Below are 20,623 nucleotides of genomic sequence, written 5' to 3'. Positions count from 1 at the left end.
GGCGACCTCTTCCGGTCAGTCCGAGGATGGGAGTAATGAATCGTCTTCTTTTAATTTCTACGCCAAACCCAGAGGCTTTCAACCAATTCTTTCTGGTAACAAAGCAGAAGGTAATAAATCTTTTGTCTGGCTGCGGTCAATTTCACATTTCAATTTCACAAAGCGAAGAAGGCAGAAAATGGGAATAATCTCAATCAGCAGGCATTTTCTGGGCAAAACTTAATATATTTGTAAATTTTGTGTGAAATGGTGCTAGTTGGCAGTCAAGACTGGATCCTTCTAATGTTAGGCTAGACACAACTATAGTCCGCAACTGCAAATTAAGAACTTACTATGTGTAGTGAGCCCACAGAGATCGATCGCGCCCTCACCACCTGCGAAGCGCTAGTCGCAGAGCAAAAAGAAAAAATTCGGCAACTCGAAGAGAATTTGCAGGAAGAAATAGAATTGCGGCGCAAATTAGAAGCACAACTGAAAAGAGATATCATTGAGCTAACTCAAACAGAAGCTTCTTTCCGACAAAATCAAGAATTTATGCAAAGGGTGGCTGATACTACCCCCGGTGTTTTATACATTTACGACCTCATAGAAAACCGCAATCTCTATGGAAATCGCTACATCGCCGAGTTTTATGGTTGCACGGCGGCACAAGTTCAGGAAATGGGAAACGATGCCCTTTCTTTGCTAGTTTATGCTGAAGATATAGAGAAACTTAGCGTTCATGTCGAAACAGAAATAGCCGTAGCTAAAGATGGAGAAATCCTGGAAACAGAGTACCGAATTCAGCACCCTAGCGGCGAATTGCGGTGGTTTCACGATCGGCACGCAATTTTTTCTCGCACTCCTGACGGCAGGCCAAAACAAATAGTCGGAGTTGCCCAAGATATCACCGAGCGAATTGAGGCAGATGCCGCTCTCCGAGAAAATCAAAAGTTTATTCACAGTATAACCGAAGCACTTCCAGGCCTTGCGTACATTTACGATATTACTGAAAATCGAAATATTTATACCAACAACCAAGTTAACCAAATTCTCGGCTATTCCTCCGAACAAGTTCAACAGTTAGGAGACGCACTTTTTCCCACAATTATGCACCCCGATGATTTGCTAAAAATCCCGGAAATCCAAGCAAAAATATCAACACTCAAGGAGGGCGAAATATTTGAGTGCGAGTACAGGCTGAGAAATGCTCGGGGTGAATGGCGCTGGTTTATGGGCAGAGATATTGTTTTCTTGAGAAACTCTGACGGTTCGCCGAAACAAACTCTCGGTATTGTTATAGATATTACTGAACACAAGCGAGTTGCCCTAGAGCGAATTGAGTTAATCGCATCTCTTGAAAAAAGCCAGGAAATGTACCGAACTCTGATCAAGCATTATCCGAATGGATCGGTATTTTTGTTCGATTCTGATTTGCGCTATATTTTGGTTGACGGTCAAGGTTTGGCGGTAGTTGGTTTGTCCAAAGAACTGGTGGAAGGCAAAACCTTGTCGGAAATATCGCCGCCAGAAGATTTGGAATTTTTTGAGACCAAATATCGCGCAGCTTTAGCAGGAGAAGAGAATAATTTTGAATATAAATATCGCGATCGATTTTATTCAACAACAGTTTCTCCAGTCAAAAACGACCAGGCAGAAATTTTTGCAGGCATGGTAGTTACTCAAGATATTACAGAAAAAAAACAGTCAGAATTCGTGCTGCAACGCCTTAAAAATGAGCTAGAAATAAAATATCACAAGCGTACTGAAGATTTAAGAATAGCTAACCAACACTTGCGGGAAGAAATTATCGATCGCTGGCGTACCGAAGAATTTTTGCGGGAAAGTCAGGAACAGCTAGAATTGTTTTTTTCTCAATCTTTAGATGGTTTTTTCTTTATGATGCTGGACGAACCAGTGTACTGGGACGATACCTCTGACAAAGAAAAAGTTTTGGATTACGTATTTTCTAACGGGCGGGTAACGAAGGCAAATGATGCTTTGATCGCTCAATACGGAGCTACTAGGGAAGAGTTTATTGGCGTGACGCTTAACTCTTTCTTGTTCCACAACTTGGCTGGTGACAGAGAAATTATTAGGCAATTTTTTGATGCTGGCAGAATTCACATCGAAAATGACAATCGCAAGTTTGATGGTGAGCTAATTTGGGTGGAAGGAGATTATATTTGCATTAACGATTCCCAGGGCAGAATTGCCGGGTATTTTGGGGTGCAGCGCGATATTAGCGATCGCAAAAAAGCAGAAGCTGCCCTTAGAGATAGCGAAGAACGTTTTCGCGCAACCGTCGAACAAGCAGCAGTCGGCATTACTCATTGCGATAAAAATGGTCGCTATTTGCGAGTCAACCAAAAGTTCTGTAATATTTTGGGATATACTGCGGAAGAGTTGCTGTGCGGAACTTGGATGGATGTCAGTTACTGTGAAGATCTAGAGCCGGACAGGGAAAAAAATAACAGATTGTTTGACCGGGAAATTGACTGTTTCAACATGGAAAAACGCTTGGTTTGCCAAGATGGTTCTTTAATTTGGGTAAATATCACTGTTTCCCTCGTCCAAGAACCGTTGAGCGGAGCAATTTACAATGTAGCAGTCATAGAAGATATTAGCGATCGCAAAAAAGCTGAAGCAGCACTGAAGGAAAGCGAAGAAAGGTTTCGACAGCTAGCAGAAAATATTGAAAGCGTGTTTTGGATGGTAGGCGTTCACCCCCAAGAATTTATTTATGTCAGTCCGGGTTACGAAAAAATTTGGGGGAGAAGCAGTGCTGATTTGTATGCTTGCGGGCGCTTTTTTGCAGAGTCACTCCATCCAGAAGATCGCGCTCGGGTGATTGCTACATTCACTAAACAAGTTCTAGCTGAAGACGAGATTGAGTATCGCATTGTCAGGCCAGACGGCGAAATTCGCTGGATTCGCGATCGGGCTTTTCCGATTAGAAATCAAGGTGGTGAAATTTACCGCGTTGTTGGGATTGCAGAAGATATCAGCCAAGCAAAACAGGCAGAAAAAGCGATCCGTGAAAGTGAAGAACGCTTCCGCCAGCTTGCAGAAAATATCCAAGATTCCTTCTGGCTAGTTTCTGCTGATTTTACCGATTTATTATATCTGAGCCCAGCTTACGAACAAATCTGGGGGCGCAGTCGCGAAGAATTGTATGCCGAACCGATAAAATGGATGGAGTGGGTGCATCCAGAGGATATACATTTGCTGCAAGAGGGACTTCCGCAAGTGTTGCAGGGCGAGTTCACCAGTATCGAATATCGGATTGTACTGCCTGACGGCACAATTCGCTGGGTGTGCGATCGAGCTTTTCCCATTTATGACGAAGCGGGCAAAATTTATCGGCTGGCGGGTATTTGCGAAGATATTAGCGATCGCAAATTGACCGAGGCCCGCATCCAAGCGGCACTCCGCGAAAAAGAAGTATTGCTCAAAGAAATTCACCACCGAGTCAAAAATAATATGCAGGTAGTTTCCAGCCTGCTGCAACTTCAAGCTCAATACATTGAAGACGAACCGACGCTTGCTTTATTTGAAGAAAGCCAAACCCGCATCCATTCAATGGCTCTGATTCACGAGCAACTTTATCAATCGGAAAATATCGATCGAATCCACCTCCCCCCTTACGTTGAAAACTTGATTGCTAATTTGTATCAATCTTTTGGTTGTGGTAACACTTCTATCAAATTCAATCTCAATGTTGATTCCATATATTTAAATATAGAAACGGCAATTCCTTGCGGTTTAATCATTAATGAACTGGTTTCAAACTCCTTAAAGTATGCTTTTGGTCAAAGTTTATCGGGAGAAATTAGTATTAATTTTAATGAAAGTAATTTCCCAGAATTTCATTTAAGTATTCAAGACGACGGCAGCGGATTTCCGGCGGACTTTGATGTGGAAAGTAGCGAAACATTAGGATTGCGATTAGTGCGGATGTTAACTCAGCAATTAGAAGGAAATCTGGTTATTGACACTGAGTGCGGAACTTGTTACCATATTACTTTCCTTGAGTTAAATTATCGGCGTCGCATTTAAGAAAAAAATATGAATCCTATAAAAATATTGGTAGTAGAAGATGAAATAATTGTAGCTCAGGACATAGCAGGCAGATTAAAAAAGCTGGGTTATGCAGTAACAGCTATTGTTGCTTCAGGAGAAGAAGCTCTAGAAAAAGTAGACGAAAGTCCGCCAGATTTAGTGCTGATGGATATCGTGCTTAAAGGTGAGATGGACGGCGTGACAGCCGCAGAAAAAATTAGAAATAAGATAGATATACCGACAGTATTTTTAACAGCTTATGCCGACGATAAAACGATGCAAAGAGCGAAAATTACAGATCCATTCGGCTACATTATCAAACCATTTCAACAAAATGATTTGCGGGTGGCGATCGAGATTGCGCTCCACAGGCACGAAATCGAAACCAAAATGCGAGCAGCTCTCAAAGCTTCGGAAGCAGCCAGAGAGTCGGTGGAAGAAAAAGCGCACCGCCAAAACCAGTATATATCAATGGCTGCCCACGAATTGCGGAACCCGCTGAACACGATTTTAATCTCTGCCGAGCTCCTAGAACTCGATCGCACTCGCAGCAGTGACGAATCTCAAGTCAAAACCCTGCGCCTAGTGCACTCAGCTACCCAAAAGATGAACCAGCTAATCGAGGATATGCTGTTCATGGGCCGAGCAGAAGCAGGGAGACTCAAATGCAATCCATTACCGATAAATTTACTCGAATTTTGTCAAGATTTGCTGGATCAATTGCAGTTAGGACATGAAGCCAAACACAAACTAAGATTCAGCCCGTCTGCCGTTACCAGCGCGATGTTAGATCAACAATTGCTGCACGGCATTATTTCTAACTTAATCGTCAACGCCATAAAATATTCTCCCGACGGCGGGCAAATAACCTTAGAATTGGAATGCCGTCAACCAGGCGAGGGAGACAAAGAAGCTATTTTCTGCTTGTCTACTCAGTCTTTGTTTGCCAATTCCCCATTTAAAAATATTAACTCTCCTTTACTAATTATTCGCATCCGAGACGAAGGTATGGGCATCCCAGAAACCGAAGTAGGGAAAATATTTGAAATGTTTTACCGTTGCAAGAATAGTGGAAAGATTAAAGGTAACGGTTTGGGATTGACGATTGTTAAAAAAGCTGTGGATTTGCAAGGAGGTGCGATCGCCTGCGAAAGCCAAATCGGCGTTGGTACTACCTTTACAGTCGCCCTTCCTTACGTAGCTCTTTCCTCTAAAACTGAATTGTCAAAGACTTAAATGCCAGGTAACGGAGGACACGGCAATGCCGTTTCCCTACCCCAAAATAATCATGAACCCTTGATGAGAGATGTAACCATCGCAAGCATTTATTGTAGGGACACGGCACTGCCGTGTCAGACGTGGTTCAACTGTGCTCACCCACCGCTGTGGGTAATATCAATTCCGATGCCACTAATCAAAATGTTGCAAAATCCACTCAACCCCCGCAGCTAAATTTGCAGCAATAAAATCAGGTTTAGTATGGTGCTGATACTCCCCACTCAACACGCTTTCCCCGTAACCAGTCTGCACCAAAATACCAGTACAACCGGCATTGTGAGCCATATCGACATCCGTCGCTTTATCCCCCACCATAAAACTATTCGCCAAATCCAAATCGTGTTCCCAAGCCGCCGCTACCAACATCCCCGTATTCGGTTTTCGCCAAGTCGTATATCGCGTAAATTCTGGATTTGTTCCGCCTTCTGCTGCACTCAAGTAAGGACAATAATAAAGAGCATCTAACCTCGCTCCGGCTTCATTTTCTAGTAACAAACACAGGCGTTTGTGCAAAGCTTCAACGTGGGCCACAGGATAATAACCCCTCGCCGGCCCCGATTGATTGGAAACCAAACAGCAAAATATTTGTCTGTCATTTAAACGGCGTACAGCTTCAGCTATGCCGGGGATTAAATGCAAATCTTCTAGTTTGTGAATGTAGCCAGCTTCGATATTGAGAACGCCATCGCGGTCGAGAAATACTGCTCGTTTCATAGAATTGCGATCGGATTGTAGATACTGTCTGGAACTGTCAAGGAGTAGCGCTCAAATAATTCGGGATCGAAGGCTTTTTGGATTTATAAAACCCCAAAACCGTGCGACTCCAATTATACTCTAGCTACCCTAAAAAATCAAGACAGTATCTACAGATATTAGACAAGATTACAAAAGTCCTTTTAATCAAATTTTGGGACGGGCTAGAAGCCCATCCCACAAGAAAAAAGATTTTTTTGGGAGGTTGCTCAGAGCAGCGTCCTAACTATTTTTGCAAGAAGTCTATTGCAATTAATTTATCCGCCCCGTCACTACTTTTTGTACCAAGCTTGGCGCCACTGTTTCATTTGCTCAATCTCTTGCTTTTGCGAAGTCAGAATCTCTTGAGATAATTTCTTCATTTCCGGCCGTTTCGACTTCTGCAACGCATCTTCAGCCATCACTAAAGCTCCTTCGTGGTGGGGAATCATCGCATTCAGAAATCGGAGGTCAAATTCAGCATCAGCCGCTCCTAAATCCATGCTCATCATCATGGCTTGCATTTGTTCGGGAGTCATTGGCATCATGTGATTCATTTGAGCGTGATAAGCCATTGGCGTACTGTCGGCTTTGGCATACCAAGTTTTTCGCCACTCTTTCATTTGATTGATTTCGCGGTTTTGAGCGGCAATAATGTTATTAGCTAGTTTTTTCATTTCCGGGCGCTTTGACTTGTTGAGCACCTCTTTCGCCATGTTTACAGCACCTTGATGGTGTACTGTCATGCCATCAATAAATCGCAAATCGTAGTCGGCATCAGCCGGGCCTAAATCCATTGACATATTGTGATTCATGCCATGATTCATACCACCCATGCCGCCACTTTGTGCCGCGTCTTGCTTGTTGTTCGCTTGGGTTGTTGCGGTAACATTTGGGGCTTGAGTTGGGCTGGTAGGAGATTTTGAACAAGCTGCTAGAATTCCGCTGGTTGCGGTGGCTGTGGCGGTCAAGATTAGCGCTGCCAAGCCTGTTTTTAATGAAATTGGTTTCATAGATTTTATATCCTTAAAACTCCCAGGTTTATTCAGTTTCTCACATATAAATGAAATTGGCATGAAATTCTTGAGTCGAAGTTGTCAGTTGACAGTTGACAGTTGACAGTTGACAGCGACCTTTACCTAGAAGGAAGAGGATTGGAGTAATGAATAGTCTGATTTTAATTTCTCCCAAAAAAGCTTGGGGCTTTCAACCGATTCTTTCTGGTAAATAAATCTTGCCGTGCCAGTTAGATAAAGGATGAGTTTCAGTAAAACTTAATAATTAATTTGGAATTTCCCCTTGACTCTCCTGCTAACTGGAGACTTTACAATGGAGTTAATTCATCTATGAAGCTTCGGGTGCATTTCACTTTTGAAGAGGGCGAAGCATGACCGCATACAAGTTATTAGTTATAATCTTATTTTCACTGCGGTCATGCTTCGCCCCTACAAACATATTTGCCTTGCACAGGTCGCTGCACCCGAAGCAAAGTAGTTTCTGCTGAGGTTCCACAATTATGACTTTAGAGCTAAAAATTCCCAAAATGGCTTGTTCGGCTTGTGTGAATACAATCACAAAAGCAGTCCAAGCTATTGACTCAGGCGCTGCTGTTGAGGCAGATATCAAGACAAAATTGGTCGCGATTCAAACGGCTAAGCCGGAAAGTGAAGTTAGAAAAGCGATCGCATCTGCTGGCTATCCAGCCAGTTGATTTTAGATTTTAGATTTTAGATTTATATCATGTCCGCAGAGAACGACCATGATAAGATTTGTTTGTAGTGAGGACTTCAGTCCTCTGAATTATGAGGACTGAAGTCCTCACTACAAACCGTTTTTATTATGGTAATTTACAGGACATAATATTACTCTACAGATGAATCTGGGAGATTGAATAAGAGTCTCATTTTTTTGATTCTCTACTACAGCCCTGCGGCCGCTTGTATCCGTTTTTTGGGGTGCATCTGGTTTTTGAAGAGGGCGAAGCATGACCGCATATAAATTATCAGTTATCATCCCATATTTTCTGCGGTCATGCTTCGCCCCTACGGATGTATTCGCCAAACCCAGATGCACCCGTTTTTTGGGATTATTTGAACCCAGAAGCTCATTTTCTAATTTAGGAGGGCATTTATGGACAATCTCACACTTAAATTGCGGGGCATGAGTTGTGCTGCTTGTGCTTCCTCTATCGAACAAGCAATTAAATCTGTCCCCGGCGTAATTGGGTGCAGCGTCAATTTTGGCATGGAACAAGCAACCATCCAATATGACTCCAAGCAAACCAACTTAACAATCATTCAAGAAGCTGTTGATGCGGCGGGATACGAAGCTTTACCGCTGCAAGAAATGGCAGAGGATGATGCAGAAAAAGCCGATCGCAAATCCGCATCTCAAAACTTGCAGCGAAAACTCTGGATCGCAGGCAGCATCAGCATTATACTGGTTTTGGGCGGCATTCCAACCATGACAGGCTGGCACCTGCCATTCATTCCCGCATGGCTGCACAATTTTTGGTTGCAATTAGTGCTGACATCACCAGTACAGTTTTGGTGCGGTAAATCGTTTTATGTGGGGGCTTGGAAATCGTTAAAACGGCGCGTCGCCACAATGGATACCCTGATTGCTTTGGGGACAAGTGCTGCTTACTTTTATTCGGTATTTGTGACATTTTTGCCCGGTTTATTTACCTCGCAAGGTTTGAATCCTAGCGTTTACTACGAAGTTGCCACCAGCGTGATAGCGTTAATTTTGTTGGGAAAAAACCTCGAAAATAGAGCGAAGGGAGAGACTTCGGAAGCAATTCGCAAACTCATGGGTTTGCAAGCAAAAACTGCTCGGATCGTTCGCAACGGAGAAGAGTTAGAAGTACCCATCGCCCAAGTGGCAATTGGTGACATTGTGCAGGTGCGTCCGGGCGAGCAAATCCCCGTTGACGGAGAAGTGATTGAAGGTGCTTCGACGGTAGATGAAGCAATGGTTACGGGGGAAAGTTTGGCTGTTAAAAAACAACTTGGCGATGAAGTTATTGGAGCGACAATTAACAAAACAGGCAGCTTTCGGTTTCGCGCTACCAGAGTTGGCAAAGATACATTTTTAGCTCAAATTGTCAAGATGGTGCAGGATGCCCAAGCTTCAAAAGCACCGATTCAAAAGTTAGCAGACCAAGTGACGGGCTGGTTTGTTCCTGTAGTAATTGCCATCGCTTTAGCTACTTTTATTATTTGGTTTAACGCGATGGGTAACTTCACTTTGGCGACGGTGACAATGGTGGAAGTGCTGATTATTGCCTGTCCCTGTGCTTTGGGTTTGGCGACTCCGACTGCTGTGATGGTTGGCACGGGTAAAGGTGCAGAAAATGGGATTTTAATTAAAGGAGCCGATAGTTTAGAATTGGCTCACAAAATTCAAATTATTGTGTTAGATAAAACTGGAACGCTTACGGAAGGTAAGCCGACTGTTACTGATTTTGTGACAATTAAAGGAACGGCCCAGAGCAATGAGTTAAAGTTGCTGCAATTGGCGGCGTCTGTAGAGCGAAATTCGGAGCATCCTGTAGGGGAAGCTGTGGTTAGATACGCTCAATCTCAAGAGGTGAAGTTGACAAATATTCAGGATTTTGAGGCTGTGGTGGGGAGCGGCGTGCGAGGGGTTTCGGGGGGAAAGTCGATCGCCCTGGGAAGCCTCAGGTGGATGCAGGAACTAGGCTGCGATACTGAATATCTGGAGCTGCGCGCGCGAGCTTTTGAAGCTGCGAGCAAAACGGTGGTTTGGATGGCTGTAGAGGGCAAAATTGAGGCAATTCTGGCCATTGCGGATGCTCTGAAACCTTCGTCGGCGCGATCGGTGAAAGCGCTGCAAAAACTCGGTTTGGAGGTGGCCATGCTGACTGGGGATAACCGCGCGACTGCGGAGTCGATCGCCCAATCGGTAGGAATTACTCGGATTTTTGCCGAAGTTAGACCCGACCAAAAAGCCGCTCAAATCCAAGCGCTGCAAGGAGAAGGCAAAATTGTAGCGATGGTGGGAGACGGGATTAACGATGCTCCTGCTTTGGCCGCTTCGGATGTGGGAATTGCGATCGGTACCGGCACAGATGTGGCGATCGCAGCCAGCGACATTACCTTAATTTCCGGCGATTTGCAAGGCATAGTTACAGCAATTCAACTTTCCCGCGCCACGATGCGGAACATCCGCGAAAATCTGTTTTTTGCCTTTATTTACAACATCGCGGGTATCCCGATCGCCGCTGGCATTTTGTACCCGATTTTTGGCTGGTTGCTCAATCCGATTATCGCTGGTGCAGCAATGGCTTTTAGTTCGCTTTCGGTAGTGACTAATGCTTTGCGGTTGCGGAATTTTAAAGTGAAAGTTATTGCATAATTTAAGAGGGATTTGAGAAATGTTTAGCCAGCGTCAAGTTTTAGGAAGTCTCGCAGGTTTAGGAATTATGCTCGGACTTGCATCGGGAGTTCGAGCCAATCAAATATCAACTCATCCTGCAAATTCAACTGCTCAATTTCGGCAAATAGAACAACCGATAAGTTTAAAAATTGGCATAACAGCAGGCGGATTGAGCTTAATTGGTTTAGAATTATGGTGGTTTTTGTTCAGTAAAAATCAAGCTTAGAAGGAAGAAGGAAGAAGGAAGAAGGAAGAAGGAAGAAGGAAGAAGGAAGAAGAGATACACAGCAAGCTTTTTAGCGAGCCGTATTTTACGTTTTATTAGGTGGATTTACCTAAAACAAAGTAAATTTGGCCGTTGCGGTTTTTTCCACCAAGAACTCGGTAAAATTAAGAAAGCTTAAAAAATTTGGAGTGAGCTAAATGCAACTACTACACACGATGCTCCGAGTCGGAAACCTGGAAGAGTCCCTCAAATTTTACACCGAGGTTCTGGGGATGAGATTGCTGCGACAAAAGGACTATCCAGACGGTAAATTTACTCTGGCTTTTGTGGGCTACGGCGACGAATCCGACACTACAGTTTTGGAATTAACTTACAACTGGGGCGTCGCCGAGTACAATTTGGGTGATGCTTACGGTCATATTGCGATCGGCGTTGACGACATTTACGGTACTTGCGAAGCAATTAAAGCCCGCGGCGGCAAAGTTATTCGCGAACCCGGCCCGATGAAGCACGGTTCAACAGTCATCGCTTTTGTCCAAGATCCAGATGGATATAAAGTTGAATTAATTCAACTGAAAAATCAAGGTAGCAGCAGTCAGAAACTAACTGCGGCGACTGCATCTTAGTCTTCGCTAGGACAGGCTAGAAGCCCATCCCACAATTGTTTTTTCTTGTGGGATGGGCTTCTAGCCTGTCCCACAATTTGATTAAAATAACTTTGGCAATTCAAGTCTGCTTTCAAAGAGCGGCTCGCACCGGCCAAGGTACGTAGTTGCGCTTCAGCGCTCTTTATAATATTAGGGAAGAGCGCTGAAGCGCAACTACGTACCTAATTTGAGCGCTGAAGCGCAACTACGTACCCAAGAGCGCTGAAGCGCAACTACGTACCTAATTTGTCTGACGACAATAAAACCGCCCTGCTACTGACAGAATGCGAAGGGGTTTTCCACACTTTTAATTCGATCGCACTGACGGTACAAATTGCTGCAAGTAACTCTTTTGCCACAAAATAGAAAAACTGTTCCCTATTTGGCTTAAACTGTCAAATTTAGGAATTAATTTAGATTCTCGGCGCTTGTCTAAGGCAGCGAGCGTCGCAAAGAATATAGCTAATACTAACAAAAATACCACCATCACAATAAAAAACATAGTCCAATAGACTAGAAATTCACTTTGGTAGTAGTTGACGGTCAATATCGAGTTAATCACTGCATCGGATAAATACAAAACTAGCCCTATTGAAAACCACACTCCTAACAATAGCCACGTCCACTTAAACATCTGTGTTGCAGTCTTGTTATTTTTGGACGCCGAAAGTTCTAAATCTCTAATTTTGCTGTTAATTTTTGATGTGACTTCATACAAAGTAGACTGCAAAGAATCTCTGATTAAATTCAAATCGTTGTCGAGGTTTATGCACTGCTCGGACGTGCTTTTGTCAACACTCACGTTTTGGAGTTTCCTGCGGTGTTCAGCCAGTTTATTACCAAGGGTCTGATCCCATTCTTGCAGCCGCTCTACTGTCAAATACAAAAGTTCCCTATTCGCATCTAACAAGCTCTGACAATCTAGGATCGACTTAACTAACTTGCTCAAATTGTGAATATGCTCGTCTACAGCATTTTGGTATTCCCTCTGTTTATCTGACAAGAAATTTGCCATTGCGATATCATCGTCGCACAGCGACACAGCCTCAGAATACACGCCGTCAATTTCCTTTTTATCTAGATACAGTGACGCTTTGCACTCCTCAATTTCGGGAATGGTCAGAGATTCTAAAGACTGATGTTCTACATGAAATTTATATAGGAGCGCTGTCATAATTTGCGCCGATTTTCGGTCTAGCCGATCTTGGTAAGGTTCTAACATAATTGCCGCTCGATTTTTGATCGCCGCCTCCGGGTGGTGCAGAAACTCAAAAACTTTGGCAACTATTTGGGAGAATTCCCACTCCTTAAAATTATTTTTCGCCACATCCAAAAAGTTGGTGATGGCTGCATCCTTTTCGGCATGAAATTTGTACCCATCATCCGTAACTGCGATCGCAGGAAATACGCGATCGACCCAAAACAGATATTCCTCGCAATCCATTAACACACCCAGCAGCAGCCAGCTAGGGCCGTAGACCCAAAAATCGAGACAATTCTCATATTCCTTACCGCTGTCCATTCTGCTGTTGTCGTTCAAAGCAAATTTATTGCTGGCTAACAGTTTAATTTGCTCTTCTACAACCCGCTGCTCAATTTCTGCTGCATTAATTGTGACATGGCCAGCAGATTCCTTGCCTTGTGCTTGCCATTCATCCAACAAAATTGACTGAATGCTAACAGCAGCACACCACCGAATTAAAGGAGTCGCTCCCCCTAGCGCTTCCTGTTCCAACACCGCTAGCTTATTTTCGCTAAAATCACTTGATACAGGTTCCTCACTTGATATAATACCCTCTCGCACCTTGCCCAATGCTTGAATTGCCAAAGCCCGAAACAGCAAATTTGGATGCGGTTTTCTAGCGGATTCTGGTATATCTTGCCCTAATATTCCGCTTTTGGGTACGTCCAGAACTTCAGCAAAAGGAGCGATTCCGCATTGTTGCAAGATGCCTTCAACGGTGTTTATTCTTTCCCAAGGTTGAGTATATTTGGTGAGACTGAAGATGAGCGCTGTGTCGCTGCACTCCATTGACTCAGGGATGCTAGTGCGATCGAGTTTCCAGAGATTGCTTGTCATAATTTGTCGCCATGACAATTGCTAGATCTTAACGTCGTTGTCCGATGCTGAATGCAACTCTACATCTACTGCTGCTTTTTGTCAATATTAGTCCCGAACGCAGTTGACACATAGGTAAGCTGGGTATCAAATTTCACGAGTATATTTCTGGTTGGTTGCTTTCATGCGATCGAGTTCAGTGAAGGCTGATACCCCCTATCCCTGAATAAGGGGAATAAAAGAGTTCTTCAAGTCTCCTAACTATCAGGGCGATGCGAGGATCTCCGAAGGCTCGACAGTATTAACTCAACCGTATGGTTAATAAAACCGATATTTTCCGTAGCAACCGGGTTGAGCAAGGCAAATATCTGTCGGCGACTAAGGAATGAGAATTAAATAACTTACAATTTTTATTATTCTTGTGGGATGGGCGTCCCGCCCGTCTTTTCGGGACGGGCTCTCCCGCCCATCCCACAAATATGTGTAAATTATTTAATTCGCGATCCTCAGTATATAATTTTACACGAATCCGATAAGATGTCTAATTTGCAGGCTATTTTTTTTGACTCGAATCAACCTAGGATGCTTCTTTCTTTTTCGGGAGTTTTAAAATTTTGTCCTTCGCCATTTTGTCAACGATTACGTCGCTGATAATTTGAGCTCCGTGGGAGGTAAAGTGCACGCCATCATTAATTTTTACATAACCTCGCTTGCCGGATTTGTCAGCAACTACGGGGACAAAATTCCCTGCTTCAGCAAAAGCATCCCAAGTAGAAATAAATTCTATTTTTGATGAAGACTTGCTGGCATTTTTATAGATGTCGTTCATGATGGGGAAAGCTTTGAGATACGAAGATTTGTTAGATATCGATTGACCTATCCAATACACTTTTTTTACGGTGGAAGAGCCAAGTAATTTGGCATATTTATCTACTCTTGCTTGATAAGCTTTTTGCCATTCTGGGGTCAGAATAGCCCGATATTTTCCTTGGTTATCGGTGATATCTTGAGTGTCATTACCTCCGAACAAAATTATCACTACATCTGGCCCGTAATCCTGGATCATTTCACTGGTTCTGGCGTACCAGTCATAATAATCTATCCGATTTAATCCGCTCGATACTTTGTAGTCGATTTTGGTATTTGAGATATTGTATTTTTCTTTAAGAGTGTACTGGAGTTGAGTTCCTAAATCGAACATTACGGAATCTCCAATAAATAAAAATTTGCGATAAGCTACGGTTAGTTTTGGTTTGGATGGAGTGGGTTTCTTGGCAGGCTTTGGGAGGATGACTGCCGATTTTGTTGCGGTTTTGACCGGAATTTTGTCGGGGTTTTTGGAAATACTATCGAAGTTAATATCTTTGATTTTGCTCCAAAAATCTTGTTCGGATTTCCTGAAGCCGTCTATTTCGATCTGGCGCGCTGCTTGTTTGATTTCGGTACTGGCTAAAGGAGTTGAAGAAAAGCTTTTCACAAATAAGGATAAGTTGGAAAATATTAAGGTGAGAATTACAGAGGTAACTATCAACAAAATTTCTCGGTCTTTCATAAGAAGTTATTTGTTATTTGTTATTTGTCATCATAAAGGAAGGAGAAAGAACGTAATAAGATAAAAAAAAGTCTTTTTTGTGATTTATATAGCGGTTCTCAAAAAAGCCAGGTATGCCCTATGCCCTATGCCCTATGTCCTATGCCCTATGCCCTATGCCCTATGCCCTATGCCCATGAGTACCTCATATGAGAACTCGAAAGGCTATACTTGTTTATTAGAAGTTAAAGTAAATAAAAGGTGGGACGGTACTTGGGCCTAGCATTAAGATAGCATACACGAGCAGGGAAACTAAGACAACCCGAAAGAATAGGTTGTTTAATGACAATATTGTTTGCAATACTTGGGAAATGATCTCGCCCCACAGGTTGATTGCGCCAATGACTGCAATTACTAGATACAATTGCCAAAAGTTGAATTGAACAGTTGCAGCAGAAAAACGAAAGATTCCTTGAAAAAACCCGATCGCAGTTTTCCAGTTGGGTGTGCCGAAAAATACCCAGCTACAGGTAACAAAGGTAAAGGTTAACAACCAACTGCAAAATTTGGCAAATCTCGGAAAGGCGTAGTCTAATTTGAGATGGATAGCTTGGGGAATATCTTTACATAGATGGTTGACAATCAGTCCTAAACCGTGGATTGTTCCCCAGAAAATAAAGTTTAATCCTGCGCCGTGCCAAAATCCGCCGATCGCCATTGTTATCAGTAAATTTACGTACTTCCGCAATTTGCCGTATTTATTGCCACCTAAGGGAAAGTAAAGGTAATCCCTCAACCACTCCGAAAGACTGATGTGCCACCTTTTCCAAAATTCTTGCAGGCTGAGCGATCGGTATGGCATATTGAAATTGGCGATCGGTTTGAAACCCAACAAGCAAGAGATGCCGTTAGCTAAATCCGAGTAGCCGCTGAAATCTACGTAAATCAAACAAGAATAGGAAATTGCCGCGAGGATTAAATCTATGCTGCTGTACTGCTGGGGGACTTTGAATGGTAGTTGAGTGAAATTAAACAAAAAGCTCGCTAAAGTATATTTTTTGAAGAGTCCAGACAAAATTAAAACGATAACTTCTTCGATTTTATAGTCGTATTTTTTCGGTGAATTTAACTGCGAGTAAAATTCGTCAGGGCGGGAGATTGGGCCGGAGGCAATTTGGGGAAAGTAGGTAATGTATGTGGCGTAGTCTATAAATTTAGGACAGGAAATTTTTTGTTGGTAGCAGTCGATTAAATGAGAAATTATTCTAAATGTGTAGAATGATATGCCGACGGGGGCGATTATTTGTAATATTTGAAAATTGGCGGGAATTTTGAGCTGGTTTAGTACCTCAAATAAGGAGGTTACAAAGAAGTTGCAATATTTAAAGATGCCGAGATTGACAATGTTGACAATTATGCCGAAGATGAAGGCAAGTTTTGGCTGTTTGCCGCGATCGACTGCTCGGAGAATGATATAATTGTATACTGTACTTAAAATCAGGAGTCCGAGAAAGTCTAAGCTCCAAAAAGAATAAAATAATAAACTGGAAATTAGCAAGACAATTTTATACAAATCAACTTTGGGCTTTAAGGAGAGGATGGCGCTAAAAATAATTAGGAAAAATACTAAAAATTGGTAAGTAGGAAATAACATAGATGTCAATAAAGTAAAATTTTTAGTAGAGCAACAAAGAGGTTTGATCGTTCGGACTTTAGTCCGCAGCAATTGATGCGGACTAAAGTCCGAACGATCGAACCAAGACATAATTATGAGGCGGCAGTGCCGTGTCTGTACAGTATTGTAGGCAATGGAGAACCTGTATATTTTCATAAGTTCGATCGCCCGATCCGGTCGTACCACACAAATTTTTGCGGTGGATTGCGGACTGTAAGCTTGTACAAGCAGTCAATTGTGTTGCAACTTCGGCGCTCGTTAACCGCACTCATAGATTAACAATCGTGTTTCAAGATTAAGATAGTTGTGAGACCATGTATGAACGGATAACAACAGGAATCCCCTTGATTGCGAGGAACCAACGTGCAGCCAACAGACCCTAGCAAATTTACAGATCAAGCCTGGGAAGCCATAGTCAAATCCCAGGATGTAGCCCGCCGCTTTGCCAATCAGCAGCTAGAGGTTGAACATTTAGCGATCGCCATTCTAGAACAGCAAGCCCTAGCAAACAGCATTCTCAGCAAGGCCGGAGTCGATGTCCCCCGCTTGGCGCAACAGTTAGATGCTTTTGCCAAACGACAGCCGAGAGTTGCCAACGCTGACCAACTATACCTCGGCCGCGGCTTAGAAGTGATGTTAGATGCTGCTGAGTCTGCCAGACAGGCTTGGCAAGATAATTTTATCGCCGTTGAACATTTATTAATAGGCTTGCTAGAAGATGAACGAGTTGGTAGGCGATTGCTGACTAAGGGCGACGGGCCGCCGGGCCGCCCCGGATACGATCGCAAACCGGCCCCCGGTACGATCGATCGCGCGAAACTCGAAGAAGCAATCAAATCAATTCGTGCTACTACCAAAGTCAAAGATCAAAAGCAAACCCAAAGTCAAAGTCAAAGTCAAAACCAAAATTCTGACGCCAACTCCGACGCCCTCACTAAATACGGGCGCGATTTGACAGAAGCGGCAAAAGCAGGCAAACTCGACCCAGTAATCGGCCGCGACGAGGAAATCCGCCGCGTCGTGCAAGTTCTTTCCCGCCGTCAGAAAAACAATCCAGTGTTAATTGGCGATCCCGGAGTCGGAAAAACTGCGATCGCCGAAGGTTTAGCCCAGCGCATTGTCAACGGCGATGTACCGGAATCTTTGAAAAATCGCCAACTATTCAGCCTCGATATGGGCAGTTTAATTGCTGGGGCAAAATTCCGGGGCGAATTTGAAGAACGATTGCGTTCTGTGCTGCGAGAAGTTATCGATTCCGACGGGCAAATTGTCCTATTTATTGATGAATTGCACACGGTTGTTGGCACTGGCGGCGGCGGAAGTTCCGGTTCGGGAATGGATGCCGGAAATTTGTTGAAACCAATGTTAGCCAGAGGTGAATTGCGCTGTATCGGCGCTACAACTCTCGATGAATTCCGCAAAAATATTGAAAAAGATCCGGCACTGGAACGCCGCTTTCAACAAGTATTTGTCGGGGAACCGACTGTGGAAGATACTGTTTCAATTTTACGCGGATTGAAAGACCGTTACGAACGCCACCACGGGGTAAAAATTACCGATTCGGCGCTGGTTGCTGCTGCTACTCTGTCTTTTCGCTATATTTCCGATCGCTTTTTGCCGGATAAGGCGATCGACCTTGTAGACGAAGCGGCCGCCCATTTGAAAATGGAGATTACCTCCAAACCCGTGGAATTGGAAGGGATTGACCGCCGGGTGATGCAGTTGGAAATGGAAAAATTGTCGATCGAAGGTGAGGGTAAAGGCGCTCTATCCCCGGGAATCGGCCCCCGCATCGAACGCATCACATCGGAGATTGACATTTTAAAAGTCAAGCAGGAAAAACTGTCTTCTCAGTGGTTGGGCGAAAAGCAGTTGTTGGATGCAATCAATAAATTGAAAGCAGAAGAAGACCAGTTGCGAGTCCAAATCGAACAAGCAGAAAGAGCTTACGATTTGAATAAAGCGGCGCAGTTGAAGTACGGTAAATTGGAGACTGCGGTGCGCGATCGCGAAGCCAAGGAAGCCGAACTTTTGAAACAACAAGCTCAAGGTTCTTCCCTGCTGCGGGAAAAAGTTACTGAGGGCGATATTGCGGAAATTGTTGCTAAATGGACGGGAATTCCGGTCAATCGGTTGTTGGAATCGGAACGCCAAAAATTGCTGCAATTGGAAAGCCATTTGCACAAGAAAGTTATCGGTCAAGAAGAGGCTGTAACGGCGGTTGCTGCGGCGATTCGGCGGGCGCGGGCGGGGATGAAAGATCCCGGTAGACCGATCGGCTCTTTCTTGTTCATGGGCCCCACAGGCGTCGGTAAAACCGAGTTAGCGCGGGCGTTGGCGGAGTTTTTGTTTGACAGCGATGATGCGATTATCCGCATCGATATGTCGGAATATATGGAGAAGCAAAATGTCTCCCGGTTGGTAGGAGCTCCCCCCGGATACGTCGGTTACGATGAAGGGGGACAACTTTCGGAAGCAGTGCGGAGACGCCCTTATTCGGTGGTGCTATTTGACGAAGTGGAAAAGGCGCACCCTGATATTTTTAACATTTTGCTGCAAGTGTTGGATGACGGCAGAATTACCGATTCTCAAGGTCGAGTGGTTGACTTTAAGAATACCGTCATTGTGATGACAAGCAATATCGGCAGCGACCACATTTTAGAAGTGTTTGCTAAGAAGGGAAAAACTACCAAAAAACCTGCTGCTAGGAAGCAGGAACCGAAGGAGGTGTCAATTCCCAAGACTGATTATAAAGTTGCTGATGATGGCACTGTCGAGGTATCTGCCCAGCGAGTCGATATCTCAGACAAGAGTGAAAAAGACAATAGTGAAAGTGAAGATTTACCGACTCAAGAACGGGAGACAGACCAAGAGTACGAACAAATGTTAAAACGGGTGATGACTGCTTTGCGATCGCACTTCCGGCCGGAGTTTCTTCAGCGGGTGGACGAGACAATTTTGTTCCACACTTTGAGCAAGACGGAACTGCGGCAAATCGTCACCATTCAAGTCAAGCGGATCGAGCGGCTGTTGGCGGAACAGAAAATCACCTTGGAACTGTCCGATGCTGCAAAAAACCATATCACAGATGTCGGTTACGACCCAGTTTATGGCGCTCGTCCCCTGAAACGCGCTATCCAGCGGGAGTTGGAAAACCCGCTAGCTAACAAGATTCTCGAAAATGCGTTTGTTGAAGGCGATACAATTGCGATCGACTGCGTAAATAACCATTTGCAGTTTCGTAAAAAAGACTCTCTCCCCGCGTTGGTAGGTAACAGTTTGTAGTTGTGTTAGGAACAGGCTTTCCGGCCTGTTCCACAAAAAAGAAATCTTCTTGTTTCCCAGAAAGCCTGGTAGTTTAAAATCATGAAACAACTAACTAGAATCACTCTGAATCCAGAAGTAATGGGAGGAAAACCCTGCATTCGCGGCTTGCGAGTCACTGTTGGCACGATAGTCGGACTGATGGCATCGGGACACTCACCGTCAGGCATTTTGCAGGCTTATCCCTACCTGGAAGAAGCAGATATATATGAAGCGCTTGCCTATGCAGCGTGGCGAGTTGAAGAAGTAGAAATTCCTCTCAAAATAGCGTGAAAATTTTGATTGATATGAACCTGTCACCTGAGTGGACTGTCGTATTTACTAAATACGGAATAGAGTCTCTTCATTGGTCTACAGTCGGCGATCCTCGTGCCACAGATCGCGTTATTATGGAATGGGCGCGAGTAAATGACTATGCCGTATTCACTCATGATTTAGATTTTGGCGCACTGCTGGCCGCAACCCAAGCTGATGCTCCCAGTGTCATTCAAGTGCGTATTCAAGACGTGCTGCCTGCTAATATAGAGAGTTTGATTGTGGAAGTGTTACATCAATTTGAGCCACAAATTGAGTCGGGGGCGTTCATTTCTGTGGATGAAACGCGCTCTAGGGTGAGAATTTTGCCGATTACACTTCGATAATTATTTATGGCCTGTTCTACAAAAATAAATCTGCTTGTGGAACAGGCCAGAAAGCCTGTTATTCAAAA

At 43.9% G+C, this 20,623-nt stretch carries 15 protein-coding genes; 10 read left to right on the top strand and 5 right to left on the bottom strand.

Going from position 1 to position 20,623, the window contains the following annotated elements; all coding sequences use genetic code 11:
• The first annotated feature begins 35 nt into the window (after positions 1-35).
• From JGK11_RS11040 to JGK11_RS11030, 3 genes are all read left to right on the top strand, one after another.
• Positions 36-188, top strand: a complete 153-nt coding sequence (locus tag JGK11_RS11040) for a hypothetical protein (protein WP_293177515.1) — start codon at positions 36-38, stop codon at positions 186-188.
• 145 nt (positions 189-333) lie between these two features.
• Complete coding sequence (locus JGK11_RS11035) at positions 334-4,038, top strand: PAS domain S-box protein (protein ID WP_293197715.1); 3,705 nt, start codon at positions 334-336, stop codon at positions 4,036-4,038.
• A 9-nt stretch (positions 4,039-4,047) separates the two neighbouring features.
• The gene (locus tag JGK11_RS11030; protein WP_293211651.1) at positions 4,048-5,277 is read left to right on the top strand and encodes an ATP-binding protein; all 1,230 of its coding nucleotides are present in this window, start codon (positions 4,048-4,050) and stop codon (positions 5,275-5,277) included.
• A gap of 174 nt (positions 5,278-5,451) precedes the next feature.
• Here JGK11_RS11030 and JGK11_RS11025 read toward each other — a convergent pair whose 3' ends face one another.
• Positions 5,452-6,033 (bottom strand): HAD family hydrolase, encoded by a 582-nt coding sequence (locus tag JGK11_RS11025; RefSeq protein WP_293197712.1) that lies wholly within the window; start codon positions 6,031-6,033, stop codon positions 5,452-5,454.
• A gap of 311 nt (positions 6,034-6,344) precedes the next feature.
• Entirely contained in the window at positions 6,345-7,064 is a 720-nt protein-coding gene (locus tag JGK11_RS11020) for a DUF305 domain-containing protein (protein WP_293177523.1), read from the bottom strand.
• 503 nt (positions 7,065-7,567) lie between these two features.
• On the opposite strand from JGK11_RS11020, the gene JGK11_RS11015 reads away from it, so the two are divergent.
• The 4 genes from JGK11_RS11015 (at position 7,568) to gloA (ending at position 11,304) form a co-directional block, all read left to right on the top strand.
• Positions 7,568-7,762, top strand: a complete 195-nt coding sequence (locus JGK11_RS11015; RefSeq protein ID WP_293177525.1) for a heavy-metal-associated domain-containing protein — start codon at positions 7,568-7,570, stop codon at positions 7,760-7,762.
• Positions 7,763-8,181: 419 nt separating this feature from the next.
• Positions 8,182-10,431, top strand: a complete 2,250-nt coding sequence (locus tag JGK11_RS11010) for a heavy metal translocating P-type ATPase (protein WP_293211648.1) — start codon at positions 8,182-8,184, stop codon at positions 10,429-10,431.
• A 19-nt stretch (positions 10,432-10,450) separates the two neighbouring features.
• The gene (locus tag JGK11_RS11005; RefSeq protein WP_293177530.1) at positions 10,451-10,678 is read left to right on the top strand and encodes a hypothetical protein; all 228 of its coding nucleotides are present in this window, start codon (positions 10,451-10,453) and stop codon (positions 10,676-10,678) included.
• 197 nt (positions 10,679-10,875) lie between these two features.
• Positions 10,876-11,304, top strand: coding sequence for a lactoylglutathione lyase (gene gloA / locus JGK11_RS11000; protein ID WP_293211645.1), 429 nt, complete (start codon positions 10,876-10,878; stop codon positions 11,302-11,304).
• A gap of 328 nt (positions 11,305-11,632) precedes the next feature.
• On the opposite strand, the gene JGK11_RS10995 is transcribed toward gloA, so the two are convergent.
• From JGK11_RS10995 to JGK11_RS10985, 3 genes are all read right to left on the bottom strand, one after another.
• On the bottom strand, positions 11,633-13,405 hold the full coding sequence (locus JGK11_RS10995; RefSeq protein ID WP_293177537.1) for a hypothetical protein: 1,773 nt from the start codon (positions 13,403-13,405) through the stop codon (positions 11,633-11,635).
• Positions 13,406-13,961: 556 nt separating this feature from the next.
• Positions 13,962-14,936, bottom strand: coding sequence for a DUF459 domain-containing protein (locus JGK11_RS10990; protein WP_293211642.1), 975 nt, complete (start codon positions 14,934-14,936; stop codon positions 13,962-13,964).
• 217 nt (positions 14,937-15,153) lie between these two features.
• Positions 15,154-16,569, bottom strand: coding sequence for an MBOAT family O-acyltransferase (locus tag JGK11_RS10985; RefSeq protein ID WP_293177546.1), 1,416 nt, complete (start codon positions 16,567-16,569; stop codon positions 15,154-15,156).
• A 384-nt stretch (positions 16,570-16,953) separates the two neighbouring features.
• On the opposite strand from JGK11_RS10985, the gene JGK11_RS10980 reads away from it, so the two are divergent.
• The 3 genes from JGK11_RS10980 to JGK11_RS10970 all read left to right on the top strand — a co-directional run bounded on the left by JGK11_RS10980 (position 16,954) and on the right by JGK11_RS10970 (position 20,555).
• The gene (locus JGK11_RS10980) at positions 16,954-19,875 is read left to right on the top strand and encodes an AAA family ATPase (protein WP_293177549.1); all 2,922 of its coding nucleotides are present in this window, start codon (positions 16,954-16,956) and stop codon (positions 19,873-19,875) included.
• 81 nt (positions 19,876-19,956) lie between these two features.
• Positions 19,957-20,187: a DUF433 domain-containing protein gene (locus tag JGK11_RS10975; protein WP_293177552.1), complete on the top strand. Its 231-nt coding sequence runs from the start codon at positions 19,957-19,959 to the stop codon at positions 20,185-20,187.
• Positions 20,184-20,555, top strand: coding sequence for a DUF5615 family PIN-like protein (locus JGK11_RS10970; RefSeq protein WP_293177555.1), 372 nt, complete (start codon positions 20,184-20,186; stop codon positions 20,553-20,555). Before JGK11_RS10975 ends, JGK11_RS10970 begins: the two co-directional genes overlap by 4 nt.
• Positions 20,556-20,623: the final 68 nt, after the last annotated feature.

The sequence above is a fragment of the Microcoleus sp. PH2017_34_RAT_O_A genome (assembly GCF_020737885.1).
Lineage (GTDB): Bacteria > Cyanobacteriota > Cyanobacteriia > Cyanobacteriales > Microcoleaceae > Microcoleus.
This window is presented reverse-complemented; position numbering and strand designations above follow the sequence as displayed.